Here is a 13,612-nt window from a genome sequence, read left to right as displayed (position 1 = left end):
CATTGCCACCCCGAAACCACCAGGCCGACCGTGCGCTTTGTGAACCGGCTGCTTGAATCATCGCTAACGGTGGTTCCTACTGACGCCCGCGCCGTGACCAACAGGATGTAGTTCAACGGCGTGTCAACCCAGATCATCCAGCCTCACTTGCCAGGGAAGGTAGAAGCATGAGCGGTTACGTCCCCAACATTCCTCAAGCCAAGCGCGAAGCCGAGCTGCGCAACGTCGAACCGGTCGATATACACGCAGAGCGCTGGTCCGAATACGAACGCCACGCCAGGGAACCCGTCAAGCCTGCCGAGAAGATCAAGCTGGCTCTACGCATCGGCGTGTTCTTCGACGGCACAGGCAACAACGCCACCAACACCGCACTCGGCCTGGCCTGCGGCGCGCAGCACCCCATCCAGAAAGAAGACCTGGACGCCAGCTGTAAGCCCTATATGGCCAAACCGGATAGCAGTTATGGGAACGATCTAACTAATGTTAGGAAGTTGATGTATCTGTATTCAGAAAGCGCTAAGCCTCAAGGCGAAGGCCAGCGAAAGCAGCTCGCGAAGAAACTATACATCGACGGAATTGGCACCAATCCGGGTGGTGAAGACAGCCTGTTCGGCTCAGGCATGGGCCGAGGTGACACCGGAATCAGGGGTCGCGTACAGCAGGCATTTGTGCTGATCCATACAACAGTGAAACGGATCGTCCAAGAGCATCCGGACTGCGAGATCGTCTCGCTGACCTTCGATGTCTTCGGCTTCAGCCGCGGCGCCGCCGCCGCTAGACATTTTGCGAACGAAGTTGTCAGCAGCGCCCAAGGAAGTCTAAGAGCGACACTTCAAGATAACGCCAAGTCGTTCAGTCATGATTTCGATGAACACTTCCAACGCAGCGTCACAATGGGCTTCATCGGACTTTTCGATACTGTAGCTTCCGTTGGTGGGCTCACAAATTTTGGCAATATCAGAAGCTCCATCACACCATGGCTGAACTTATATCTGTCCCCGAAGCACTTCACGAACGTGCTTCATCTTGTCGCTCGCGATGAGGTTCGCGCGAACTTTCCTGTTAGTACCGTACAACCCGACCACACCGAAATTATCTTGCCTGGGGCACATTCGGACATTGGAGGCGGCTATTTGGACAACGCTGAGGAATGCATTCTAATCAGCCCTATGCAGGCACTGGTTGTAGCAAGAGGCACCGATGTGATCACCACATCCATTTACCGGGACGCCGAGCAAGCCAAACAACGCCTCATCGCAGAAGGTTGGCCCGCATCCATGCTGACGATTGTTACACCGGCAGCTCAGTTGCTACCTGTCGACCCAAGCGATCGCATGGCCCAGTTGCAGCAGCGTGTCTACGCCGCCCTGCAGCTTAAGCGCCGTGTTAGCGGGGGACTTTCCAACGTATATCTGCGCGTCATGTATGAACGAGCAAAAGGTGCCGGGGTGTATTTCAATGAGATCGACATTCACGATCCAATGTACTCAGTCCCAGCCGAGCTTCAGGCGCTCAGCTCGCGATTTTCCAATGGCGACTACAGCGTCAGCGCCGATGATGAGAAGCGGCTGAAGAATCGATATATCCATGTTTCTGCGCATTGGAACAATCCCCTAGGAAAGCGAACACACAGTGGAGCCAATCTTGTCTATATCAACGCCCCGAATCCAGACGGGATCCGGCGTACCCACCCCCACGTGCCTGAATGGACATTGCAGTAATGAAGCCATTTATAGCTGTGTTAATGGCAATCTTTTTAACCGGATGCCAATTGCAAGATCCACTGTCCGGCGAACGAGACCCGAGATCCCCCTGGTGGAGCCTGGAGTTTGCCGCTCCGATATATATGACGGCCTGGGTCGAAGATAGCGCGGTAGAAGATGTGCAAGGGAGGTCGTTTAGACATGGCAGCGGCGGAGTTATTGGCAGTGGTAACTACGGCGTTGAAAAGGAGGTAGCCCGAGGGTGGCCCAACGGGTTAGCAGGGAGCGGGATACGTGGCGTTGTAGGCGCGGATCTGCCCAAGCGCATCTACGTTCGGTGGCAGTCTGTAGTAGAGGCACAGACCTACAAGGCTTGGATTGATATCCCTGCAGAGGCCAGAAGAATTATGCACGATGCAACCCACAGGCGGTGCCCAGAGACGCCAGAGCAGGACGCAAGCTATATGGCGTCCCTCCACTTAGGTTTGGCTCCAGGCGGCGTGATCCAAGTATGGGTCCGGGACCAATGCCACAGAGCCATAAAAGTTGCGCGCGGCCAAGGCGAGATCGAGCCACTGGGGCCCCACCTCGGCAAGTCTGGCGGGAACTACTACCCGCAGCCGGAGGCATCCAAACGCTACGTTGAACAATACGGCATTCCATACGGAAGCTGGTGAAGCGCACGGATCTACCTGAGCTTGTCGCTGCAACGAGCTAACGAATCACGCCGCCTCAGGCTTCTTCTTCCGGGGCTTGAGATACTTAGTCAGCCCCTGAAACCACATCACTAGCGCTGGGTTGCCCTGGATCTGGATGTCTTTGTTCTGGATGCCTTGCATGAAAGCGAGCTGCTTGTTCTTCGCGTTCATGGTGGCGAAACCGTAGGCACTGTCCTTGAAGCCGATGGCACAGGCCGGATCGGTGGCGGAACCGCCGTGGCTGGTGACGCGCTGATCCTTGACCCTGTAATGCCGAGCCACCTTGCCGTCCAGCGTGTGCAGCTGGAAGGTCAGGTCTTTGTCGCCGAGTTGCTTCTGGAAATCGGGGTTGTTGCGGCTGGCCTTGGTCATCAGGCGACCCAGCATCCAGAGAAGAAAGCGAAATTTCATGATTGGCCGACCGTTGGCAGGAAAAGCGGCATTGTAGCGGCTGGTCTGAGCGGCGAAAGCAGGAGAACAGAAGGGTCTGGAGTGGACTGTTCAGTCAGGCTGACCCGGAGCCTGGGCGGCCCCGGGCGGCGCGATTTTAATTGATCGCGTCTTTCAGCATCTTTCCCGGCTTGAAAGCCACGGTGTTGCTGGCCTTGATGGTGACGGGTTCGCCCGTCTGCGGATTCTTGCCCGTACGGGCCCCGCGGTGACGTTGTACGAAGGTGCCGAAACCCACCAGGGTCACGCTGTCCTTACGGTTGAGTGCGCTGGTAATTTCATCCAGTACGGCGTTGAGTACACGATTGGCCTGATCCTTGGTGAGATCGGCCTTGTCGGCGATAGCGGCTGCGAGTTCCGGTTTGCGCATAGGTAGCCTCTAAGACTTTCTTGTTGTTGTGATCCGCTGTTCTCCGAACAGCGTCCGAAGCGCTGCGACAGCTCTAGGCTGCGGCAGCGGCCTCTGGGAGCATGGCACGCTGCTAGCACTCGCGCCAGTCCTCGCCAGCGCTTTGCCGAATCATTACGAAGACTTTAACGACAGAACCTGAGGCAGTTCCGCCAACACCGGGGGCAGTTGCTTGTTCAGCGCCAGGCGCTCTTGCACAGCCGTTCCGGTGAGTGCGTAGCCAAGCAGCTTGCCGTCAGGTCCACGGAAGGTTGCCTTGAGGTTGTTGCACTCGCCTTCAACGTTCCAGCTGCCGTGGCTACCGGCAGCTGGCGGGGACACCACCAGGGGGCATACCGGTGTTTTCACAGTGATAGGCATCGGCCCGTAGGTGACCGGCGTCGGTTGGGCAACGAGCGTTCTGGCCAGCGCACGGACGCCGCTCATCAACGGCATCACATAGAGCAGGTTGAGCCCGTCGACCTCAGCACAATCGCCCAATGCATACACATGCTCGGTCGAAGTCTGCAGCAGGCGGTCCACTTCAATGCCGCGATTGACCTTCAAGCCTGCCGCCTCGGCCAGCTCGATACGCGGACGCAATCCCACCGCGCTGACCACCAGATCGCACTCCAGGCGCTGGCCGTCTGACAGCTGCGCCTGGAGGGCGTCACCGTCACGTTCCAGCCGCTCGAGCACCGGCCCCAAGTGGAACCGCGCACCCAGAGACTCAAGCCCTCGGCGGACCGCGGCCGCGGGTTCGGGCGGTAGCAGTGACGGCATGAGCTGCTCGCACGGCGCGACCAGATCGACCTCATAGCCGCCTTGCAGCAAGTCATTTGCAAATTCGCAGCCGATCAACCCGGCCCCGAGGATCAACACGCGCCGCTTACCGTGTGCGGCCTCGCGGAAGCGCCCGTAATCGAGCAGATCGTTGATCGGGAAGATGGCGTCCTGTGCATCGCCGTCGACCGGCACTTGAATGGTCTGCGCCCCCCAGGCGATCACCAGATCGCGGTAGGGCACGGGCTCGTTGCCAATCCAAACACGACGGTTGGCCGGATCGAGACGCGTCACTCGAGTATGGGTGCGAATCTCGGCGTTGAGCTGGATGGCCATCGGGCCGGCCACCGTCATGCCGAGCGCATCGGCATCCTTGTTCATGGCGAAGCCGGTCGAGAGCATGGGTTTGGAATAGGAGCGGCCGTCGTCAGCGGTAATCAGCAACAGCGGCGTTTCACTGTCCAGCTTGCGGAATTCCCGGGCGAGGTTGTAGCCCGCCAGTCCGGTGCCAATGATGACCAGCGGTGCGTTTGGGTTCGAGTCATTCATATCAGCCGATCGCGATCATTTCAAAGTCTATCTTGCCGACGCCACAGTCGGGGCACAGCCAGTCCTCGGGCACGTCTTCCCAGGCGGTGCCTGGCGCGATGCCGTCGTCCGGCCAGCCCTCGGCTTCGTCATAGATGAGCCCACACACCACGCATTGCCACTTTTTCATTATTCACCTCGATCAGTCTCGGTTGCGCTGCACGCTATACCAGAACGCGATGAGCGCCAAACCCTGGCGCTTCGGTGATAGACCCCGTACCTGCGAAAGATTTCAGGGCAAAACAAAACGGGCGGCCTAGGCCGCCCGTCCGGGTTCATCTACGCCACTGTTAACTGGCGGTCGCGATGCCCACCAGCGGATCGCTGATACCCATCACATAGAAGCCGATCAGGCCGATGGTGCCAGCCAGTACGAGGTAGTACAGCGTCGGCAGCATGGTCTTGCGCAGCGTGATGCCCTCACGGCCCAGCAGGCCGACCGTGGCCGAAGCCGCGACGACGTTGTGGATGGCGATCATGTTGCCAGCCGCGGCGCCCACTGATTGCAGCGCTACCATCAGCGCGCCGGAGATACCCAGCAGCCCAGCGGTGTTGTACTGGAACTGCGACAGCATCAGGTTCGACACAGTGTTGGAGCCGGCAATGAATGCACCCAGTGCGCCAACCGCAGGCGCGAAGAAGGGGTAGACCCCGCCTACGCTGTTGGCCACCAGTTGTGCCATGGCCACTGGCATGGAGACCAGATCCGAACCGTTGACACCGGAGTTGATCAGGATCCGCACCATCGGAATGGTGAAGATCAGCACGAAGCCAGCGCCCAGCAGCGTTTTGCTCGATTCGGCGATGGCAGCGCCCAGCTGAGCGGCTTTCATCCGATGCAGGAAGAAGGTCACCAGCACTACCATGCAGAGAATCCCGCCTGGCAGATACAGCGGCTCCAGGGTGCCGGACACACCGGTTTCACCGAGAATGTCCCTCCAACCGAAGCTCACCGACATCAGCGCCGCCTTGAGGTCCGGGAAGATCCGCGACATCACCAGGAAGATCGCCAACAGCAGGTAAGGCGCCCAGGCCATCGGCACGGAGATCGGTGTACGCCCAGCGACGTCATCGATCTTCATCTCGATCTTGCCCATCCACTCAACCGGCCACTCGCTGGCCGGGGCGAAATCCCAGCTGGTCTTCGGCAGCAGGAAGCCCGCCTTCGCCGCCGGAACCACAATGGCCAGACCGACCAGAGCGCCGATCATCGACGGGAATTCCGGACCGAGGAACACACCCGCCGCAGCGTACGGAATCACGAACGCCAGACCGGTGAAAATGGCAAACGGCGCCATTGCCAGACCTTCGCTCCAGGAACGGTTACGACCGAAGAAGCGCGTCATGATGCAGATCATGATCAGCGGCATGAGGATGCCGCACAGCGCATGGATGATCGCCACCCGGGAGTAGATCAGCTGGAAGAACACATCCCAGTTGCTGCCCACGGTTGCCAGCTGACCGCCGAGCGTGGCCTGGTCCAGACCACCCGCGACACCCACCAGAATTGGCGTACCCACCGCACCGAAGGACACTGGTGTGGATTGCACCATCATCCCAAGCACCACCGCCGTCAGCGCCGGAAAGCCCAGTGCGACGAGTAGCGGCGCAGCGACCGCTGCTGGGGTACCGAAGCCCGAGGCGCCCTCGATGAAGCAGCCGAACAGCCAGGCCACGATCAACACCTGGACGCGCTTGTCCGGGCTCACGTTGGCGAAGCCCCGACGAATCGACGCGATACCCCCGGAGTGTTTAAGCGTGTTCAGGAGAAGGATTGCGCCAAAGATGATCCAGAGGATCGCGGCGGTGAGAATCAAGCCTTGCAGCGTGGAAGCCAGGACCCGGTTGAAGGTCATGTCCCAGGCCAGCAGCCCGATCAACGCAGTGAGCACGAAAACCAGCGGCATTGCGTACTTGGCCGGCCAGCGAAAGCCGATCAGCAGTACCCCCGCCAGCACCAGCGGCACGAAGGCCAGTATGGACAGCAGTGTCTGACTCATTGTTGGGTTCCTTGTTTTTTGTTGTGAACCGCTTACATCCGGGAAAGCCCGGTCCCACGCATGGCTGAAATGAAGATCACCTCAGTCCGAGAAGCTGACTAGCAAGTCATGTTAGCCCGCCCCTCTTGCTCGAAAGCCCCGGACGCTGGTAGCGCCCGGGGCTCATCAAATCGCGTCGGCGATCAGCTCATGCTGACCGCCGACAGTCTTGCTGATGCCGCTCAACCGACCTGCTGCTTGAAGCGCTGACGCCAGGCATGCAGCAGCGGCTCGGTATAACCACTGGGCTGCTCGCGCCCCTTGAACACCAGGTCACAGGCCGCCTGGAAAGCCGCAGAACCCGCATAGTCGGCAGCCATCGGGCGATAGGCCGGATCGCCGGCGTTCTGCTGATCGACCACCTTGGCCATGCGTTCCAGGGTCTCGCGCACCTGCGCTTCATCGACCACACCGTGATGCAGCCAGTTGGCCAGGTGCTGGCTGGAGATACGCAGCGTGGCGCGGTCTTCCATCAGGCCGACGTCATGGATGTCCGGCACCTTGGAGCAACCGACGCCCTGCTCGACCCAACGCACCACGTAGCCGAGGATGCCCTGGCAGTTGTTGTCCAGTTCCTGCTGGATCTCGTCGGCCGACCAGTTGCGCTCCGGCGCGACCGGGATGGTCAGCAGATCGTTGGTCAGCTTGTCGCGCTCGGCGGCGAGATCGACCTTTTCCAGATCAGCCTGAACGGCCTGCACGTCAACCTGGTGGTAGTGCAGCGCATGCAGCGTCGCACCCGTCGGCGACGGCACCCAGGCGGTGTTGGCGCCGGCCTTGGGATGACCAATCTTTTGCTCGAGCATGGCGGCCATCAGGTCCGGCATGGCCCACATACCCTTGCCAATCTGCGCCTTGCCGCGCAGCCCGCAGTTCAGACCGACCAGCACATTGTTGCGCTCGTAGGCCTGAATCCAGGCGGTGCTCTTCATGTCGCCTTTGCGCAGCACGGCGCCGGCTTCCATGATGGTGTGCATCTCATCGCCGGTACGGTCTAGGAATCCGGTGTTGATGAAGGCCACGCGATTCTTCGCGGCGCCGATACAGGCCTTGAGGTTGACGCTGGTACGGCGCTCCTCGTCCATGATGCCGACCTTCAGCGTGTGACGCGGCAGGCCGATCAGGTCTTCGACGCGACCAAACAGCTCGTCAGTGAAGGCCACTTCGGCCGGGCCATGCATCTTCGGCTTGACGATGTACATCGAGCCGGTGCGCGAATTGCCCTTGCGCTGCTGGTCATGCTTAGCGATCAGGCTGGTGACTACACCATCCATGATGCCTTCGGGGATCTCGTGACCTTCGCCATCGATGATCGCCGGGTTGGTCATCAGGTGACCGACGTTACGGATGAACAGCAGCGAGCGGCCATGCAGCTTCAGGTTGGAGCCATCAGCGGCGGTGTACTCGCGATCTTCGTTCAGGCGACGGGTGATGCGCTTGCCGCCCTTCTCCATATCTTCGACCAGATCACCCTTCATCAGGCCCAGCCAGTTGCGGTAGACCAAAACCTTGTCGTCGGCATCGACCGCGGCGGTTGAGTCTTCGCAATCCATGATGGTGGTGACGGCGGCTTCCAGCAGCAGATCCTTAACCCCAGCGGCATCGGTCTGGCCGATGGGGCTGTTCGGATCGATCTGGATTTCGACGTGCAGCCCGTTGTTCTTCAGCAGAATCGCAGTCGGCTCGACTGCTTCGCCCTGGAAGCCCACGAACTTCTCGGGTTGCTTCAGCCCGGTGACACTGCCGTTTTCCAGGGTGACCTTGAGCTCGCCATCCTGCACACGGTAGCTGACCGAATCCACATGGCTGCCTTCGGCCAGCGGCGCGGCCTGATCGAGGAAGTTGCGCGCGAAGGCGATGACCTTGGCGCCACGTACTTCGTTGTAGCCGGGGCCTTTCTGCGCGCCGTTCTCTTCGCTGATGGCGTCGGTGCCGTAGAGCGCGTCATACAGCGAGCCCCAGCGGGCGTTGGCGGCGTTCAGTGCATAGCGCGCATTGCCGATCGGCACCACCAACTGCGGGCCGGCCTGGGTGGCGATTTCGCTGTCGACGTTGCTGGTGCTGATCTTCACCTCCCCCGGCTCGGGCTGCAGGTAGCCGATGGACTCGAGGAAGCTGCGGTAGGCCGGCATGTCGCTGATCGGGCCGGGATGGCTGCGGTGCCAGTTGTCCAGCTCGACTTGCAGGCGATCACGCTCGGCAAGCAGGGCACGGTTCTTCGGCGCCAGGTCATGCACCAGCTGGTCGAAACCACTCCAGAAAGCGGCCGCCTCGACGCCGGTGCCCGGCAATACTTCGTCTTCGATAAAGCGTTGCAGGTTGGCCGCGACTTGCAGACGGCCCAGGGTTACACGCTCGGTCATGTTGTTCTCCTATCCGAATCAGTTGGCGACAGCGGCAACGCCGGCCTTGGCGACCTGTGCATCTTGAGCAGCGGTCACACCGGAGACGCCGACCGAACCGATTACCTGCCCATCGACGATCACCGGCACGCCACCTTCCAGCGAGCACACCACCGGCGCGGACAGGAAGGCATTGCGGCCGCCGTTAACCATGTCCTCGTAGCCCTTGGTTTCGCGACGACCCACAGCGGCGCTGCGCGCTTTCTCAGTGGCGATGTAGGAGGCGATCGGCGCACAGCCGTCCAGACGTTCCAGCGCCAACGGATGGCCGCCGTCGTCAGCAACCACAATGGTCACGGCCCAGCCGTTGTTCTGCGCTTCGCTGCGCGCGGCGGCCAAAATGGCGGTCACTTCGGTCTGGGTCAGCATGGCTTTGGTTTTCATGTTTTCTCCTGTCTTCAGATTCGGTTGTTCGTTTGGGCCGCGGCCAGAGCTGCCAAGTTGATTCGTAGGGTGGGCCGGGCGGCGTTCCGCTTCAGCCCACCGGGCGCCATGTGATCAGCTATTGGTGGGCTGAAGCCCACCCTACTTCGACTTCGGCGATTTCAATCTAGCCTTCGACGTTGTCACCCCATCGCCTCCTCGACGATTTCGATCCAGTGCCGCACCGGTGTCCGCCCGGCGCCGTCGAGGTGCGTCTGGCAGCCGATGTTGGCGGTGACGATGACTTCCGGCTTGCCGCTCTCCAGTGCGTTGAGCTTGTTGTCGCGCAGCTGGTGAGAGATCTCCGGCTGGGTGATCGAATAGCTGCCTGCAGAACCGCAGCACAGATGCGCATCCGGTACCGCGGTGAGATGGAAGCCGAGCCGGGTGAGCACGTCTTCGACCGCGCCGCCGAGTTTCTGTGCGTGCTGCAGGGTGCAAGGGCAATGAAAGGCCATGCGCTTGTCGGTCTCGACCTTGAGCCGTTCCAGCTCGGCGCTGCGCATCACCTCCACCAGATCCTTGGCCAGCTCGCTGACCCGAGCGGCCTTAGTCGCGTAAGCCGGATCGCCTCGCAGCAGATGACCATAGTCCTTGATGAAGGCACCGCAACCACTGGCGGTCTGAACGATGGCTTCGGCGCCGCCTTCGATGGCAGGCCACCAGGCGTCGATGTTGCGGCGCGCGCGGTCGAGGCCGGCTTCCTGGGCGTTCAGGTGATAGTCCACGGCACCGCAGCAGCCGGCTTCACGCGCTGTCGTCACGCTGATGCCAAGGCGATCAAGCACGCGTGCCGTGGCGGCATTGGTGTTCGGCGACAGGCTCGGCTGCACGCAGCCTTCAAGGATCAACACGCGGCGTGCATGCAACACCTGGGGCCGCGGCTTGGCCGGGGTGACCTGGCGTGGCATGTGCGCCTTGAGCGTCGCCGGCATCAACGGACGCAGCGTGTTACCGGCACCCAGCAGCGCCTTGAACAGACCCGGGCGCGGAATCACGGTGCGCAGGCCGGTGCGTAGCAAGCGTTCGCCCGCCGAGCGCGGCACCTGCTGTTCCATGAAGTCGCGGCCGATATCCAGCAGGTTGTGGTACTGCACGCCGGACGGGCAGGTGGTTTCGCAGTTGCGGCAGGTCAGGCAGCGGTCCAGGTGGGTCTGGGTGGCCTCGGTAACTTCGCCGCCTTCAAACATCTGCTTCATCAAATAGATGCGCCCACGCGGGCCGTCCAGCTCATCGCCAAGCAACTGGTAGGTCGGGCAAGTGGCGTTGCAGAAGCCGCAATGCACACAGGAGCGGAGGATGCTTTCGGCTTCCTCGGCGCGCGGCAGTTTCTTCGCGGCTTCGCTCAGATTGGTTTGCATATCAGACCTCGGAATACATGCGGCCGGGATTGAAAATCCCCTGCGGGTCGAGCGCCGTCTTGAGCTGGCGGTGGTAACGCAGCAGCGGCTCAGCCAATGGCTGAAACGGGCTGGTGGTCGCGCCAGCGGTAAAGCAGATGGCATGACCGCCGACTTCACTGACGATGGCGCGAATGGTTTGCGCATCGGCATCGGATTTCAGCCAGCGCTGGGCGCCTGCCCAGTCAATCAGCTGCTCGCCGGGTAGCGCCAGCACCGGGGTATCGGTAGGCAGCGACAGACGCCACAGCGGACGGGCATCACCGAAGAAACCCAGGCGCTGTTCGCGCAGTTCATTCCAGTAGCCAACGTCCAGCGTCTCGCCACCGATACGGTCGCACGCGGCATTGACCGACCCTTCGCCGCCTTCGAGACGCAGATGCAGCGCCTGTCCGTCATGGCTTGCCGCCGTGATCGGCACCGGTTGCTGCCCCCACTCGGCGAGCTTGAGCAACGCACGGTCGACCGGCATCTCGACCCGCAGGCTGCGGCACAGACGCGGCTTGGGCAGCACTTTCAGCGAGACTTCAGTGATCACGCCAAGACAGCCGAAGCTGCCCGCCATCAGCCGTGACAGGTCATAGCCGGCGACGTTCTTCATCACTTCGCCGCCGAAACGCAAATGTTTACCGAGGCCAGTAATTACGCGTGTGCCGAGCACAAAGTCGCGCACAGAGCCGGACCAGGGCCGGCGCGGACCGGACAGGCCAGCGGCGATCATCCCGCCAACCGTGGCCCCTTCGCCCAGATGCGGCGGTTCGCACGGCAGCATCTGGTTGGCCTCGTCGAGCGCGGCTTCCAGCTCCGCCAACGGGGTGCCGGCGCGAACACTGACCACCAGCTCGGTCGGGTCGTAGGTGACGATGCCGCGATGCGCGCGGGTGTCGAGCAGCGTGCCCTGCACCTCGCGGCCGAGAAACGCCTTGCTGCCGCCGCCCTGAATGCGCAGCGGGGTGTTGCTGGCCAACGCCTGGTTGACCTGGTCGAGCAGCTGCTGGCTGTCGTCGAAGGAAACCGTCATCAGAAGCGCTCCAGTTCAGGGAAAGGCAACTGCCCGCCATGGACGTGCATGCCGCCGAATTCGGCGCAGCGATGCAGTGTCGGGATGTTCTTACCGGGGTTGAGCAGGCCGCTGGGGTCGAACGCCGCCTTTACCGCGTGGAACAGCGTCAGCTCGTCGGCGTTGAACTGGGCGCACATCTGGTTGATCTTCTCGCGCCCGACGCCATGCTCGCCGGTGATCGAGCCTCCCACCTTGACGCAGAGTTCCAAAATCTTGCCGCCCAGCGCCTCGGCGCGCTCCAGCTCGCCTTCGGTGTTGGCATCGAACAGGATCAGCGGGTGCATGTTGCCGTCCCCGGCGTGGAACACGTTGGCCACACGCAGGCCGTATTCGTCGGAAAGATCACTGATGCCCTTGAGCACGCCCGGCAGCTCGCGGCGCGGGATGGTGCCGTCCATGCAGTAGTAGTCTGGCGAAATCCGCCCGACCGCCGGGAAGGCGTTCTTGCGTCCGGCCCAGAACTTGACCCGCTCGGCCTCGTCCTTGGCCAGCCGCACTTCGGTGGCGCCGGCTAGCTTGAGCACCTCGCCCACACGGGCGCAGTCATCATGGACGTCGGCTTCGACACCATCCAGCTCGCAGAGCAGGATCGCCTCGGCGTCCACCGGATACCCGGCGTGGATAAAGTCTTCGGCGGCGCGGATCGACAGGTTGTCCATCATTTCCAAGCCACCTGGGATGATGCCGGCCGCGATGATATCGCCCACCGCGCGGCCGGCCTTTTCCACCGAATCGAATGCCGCCAGCAGCACCTTGGCCACCTGCGGCTTGGGCAGCAGCTTGACCGTGACCTCGGTGACGATGCCGAGCATGCCCTCGGAACCGGTAAACAGCGCCAGCAGGTCGAAGCCGGGTGAGTCCAGCGCGTCGGAGCCCAGCACCATGCGCTCGCCCTCGACGGTGAGGATCTCGACCTTGAGCAGGTTATGCACCGTCAGCCCGTATTTCAGGCAGTGCACACCACCGGCGTTCTCGGCGACGTTGCCGCCGATGGAGCAGGCGATCTGTGACGAGGGATCCGGGGCGTAATAAAGGTCATAGGGCGCCGCCGCTTGGGAAATCGCCAGATTACGCACGCCGGGCTGGACGCGAGCGAAGCGACCGGCCGGGTCGACTTCGAGGATCTTGTTGAAACGCGCCATGACCAGAAGGATGCCCTGCTCCAGCGGCAACGCACCGCCCGACAACCCGGTTCCCGCGCCTCGCGCCACAACCGGCACACCACGCTTGTGGGCAATCTTCAGCAGGGTTTCGACCTGTTCGATGCGCTCGGGCAGCACCACCAGCATCGGCGTGGTGCGGTAAGCGGAAAGACCATCGCACTCGTAAGGCTTGAGGTCTTCGCCGCGATGGAGAATGTCCATGTCGGGCAATTGCGCCTTGAGCTCGGCAAGCAATGCCGCTTTGTCGACCTTGGGCAGCTCACCATCGACGCGTTCGTCGTAGAGGATATTCATGGCAGTCGGTGCTCTCATTGTTCACCGCGCGCACGGCCAGCTGCGGTGGTTTGACGCATCATTAGCCCGACACCTTCCTGCCGTCCACACTAAAAACCACTGGTCCTACCAGTTTCTTTCATGAGCCTTTCAACGGGAATGGCCACAAGCACTGGGTATACGGGCCTTTAGCGGAGCGATTCGAGATTGATGTAAGATCCGGCCAAACTGGTCCTACC

At 61.6% G+C, this 13,612-nt stretch carries 12 protein-coding genes; 2 read left to right on the top strand and 10 right to left on the bottom strand.

Translation table 11 applies throughout. The features are described 5' to 3' along the window. Positions 1 to 167 precede the first annotated feature (167 nt). Positions 168 to 1,721, top strand: coding sequence for a DUF2235 domain-containing protein (locus C1896_02065; GenBank protein ID AZZ43809.1), 1,554 nt, complete (start codon positions 168 to 170; stop codon positions 1,719 to 1,721). After that, positions 1,721 to 2,380 carry a DUF2931 domain-containing protein gene (locus tag C1896_02060; protein AZZ43808.1) on the top strand — a complete coding sequence of 220 codons (660 nt, stop codon included), beginning with the start codon at positions 1,721 to 1,723 and terminating at the stop codon, positions 2,378 to 2,380. Before C1896_02065 ends, C1896_02060 begins: the two co-directional genes overlap by 1 nt. Before the next feature lie 45 nt (positions 2,381 to 2,425). Here the strand turns inward: C1896_02060 and C1896_02055 are convergent, their stop codons facing one another. From C1896_02055 to C1896_02010, 10 genes are all read right to left on the bottom strand, one after another. Then, positions 2,426 to 2,812, bottom strand: a complete 387-nt coding sequence (locus tag C1896_02055) for a helicase (GenBank protein AZZ43807.1) — start codon at positions 2,810 to 2,812, stop codon at positions 2,426 to 2,428. 136 nt (positions 2,813 to 2,948) lie between these two features. Further along, the gene (locus C1896_02050) at positions 2,949 to 3,221 is read right to left on the bottom strand and encodes an integration host factor (GenBank protein ID AZZ43806.1); all 273 of its coding nucleotides are present in this window, start codon (positions 3,219 to 3,221) and stop codon (positions 2,949 to 2,951) included. 153 nt (positions 3,222 to 3,374) lie between these two features. After that, positions 3,375 to 4,571, bottom strand: a complete 1,197-nt coding sequence (locus tag C1896_02045; GenBank protein AZZ43805.1) for an FAD-dependent oxidoreductase — start codon at positions 4,569 to 4,571, stop codon at positions 3,375 to 3,377. Position 4,572: 1 nt separating this feature from the next. Further along, positions 4,573 to 4,740, bottom strand: coding sequence for a rubredoxin (locus C1896_02040; GenBank protein ID AZZ43804.1), 168 nt, complete (start codon positions 4,738 to 4,740; stop codon positions 4,573 to 4,575). Positions 4,741 to 4,900: 160 nt separating this feature from the next. Next, positions 4,901 to 6,610 carry an L-lactate permease gene (locus C1896_02035; GenBank protein ID AZZ43803.1) on the bottom strand — a complete coding sequence of 570 codons (1,710 nt, stop codon included), beginning with the start codon at positions 6,608 to 6,610 and terminating at the stop codon, positions 4,901 to 4,903. 221 nt (positions 6,611 to 6,831) lie between these two features. Then, positions 6,832 to 9,012: a malate synthase G gene (locus tag C1896_02030; protein AZZ43802.1), complete on the bottom strand. Its 2,181-nt coding sequence runs from the start codon at positions 9,010 to 9,012 to the stop codon at positions 6,832 to 6,834. Positions 9,013 to 9,030: 18 nt separating this feature from the next. Beyond that, positions 9,031 to 9,435, bottom strand: a complete 405-nt coding sequence (locus C1896_02025; GenBank protein AZZ43801.1) for a hypothetical protein — start codon at positions 9,433 to 9,435, stop codon at positions 9,031 to 9,033. Positions 9,436 to 9,617: 182 nt separating this feature from the next. Further along, on the bottom strand, positions 9,618 to 10,835 hold the full coding sequence (locus tag C1896_02020; GenBank protein AZZ43800.1) for a glycolate oxidase iron-sulfur subunit: 1,218 nt from the start codon (positions 10,833 to 10,835) through the stop codon (positions 9,618 to 9,620). 1 nt (position 10,836) lies between these two features. Next, positions 10,837 to 11,895 carry a glycolate oxidase subunit GlcE gene (locus tag C1896_02015; GenBank protein AZZ43799.1) on the bottom strand — a complete coding sequence of 353 codons (1,059 nt, stop codon included), beginning with the start codon at positions 11,893 to 11,895 and terminating at the stop codon, positions 10,837 to 10,839. Next, a complete protein-coding gene (locus C1896_02010; protein ID AZZ43798.1) occupies positions 11,895 to 13,394 on the bottom strand; it encodes a glycolate oxidase subunit GlcD in 1,500 nt (499 codons plus the stop codon). The genes C1896_02015 and C1896_02010 overlap by 1 nt, the downstream gene beginning before the upstream one ends. Positions 13,395 to 13,612: the final 218 nt, after the last annotated feature.

Source organism: Pseudomonadaceae bacterium SI-3, from assembly GCA_004010935.1.
Classification (GTDB): Bacteria; Pseudomonadota; Gammaproteobacteria; order Pseudomonadales; family Pseudomonadaceae; genus Stutzerimonas.
This window is presented reverse-complemented; position numbering and strand designations above follow the sequence as displayed.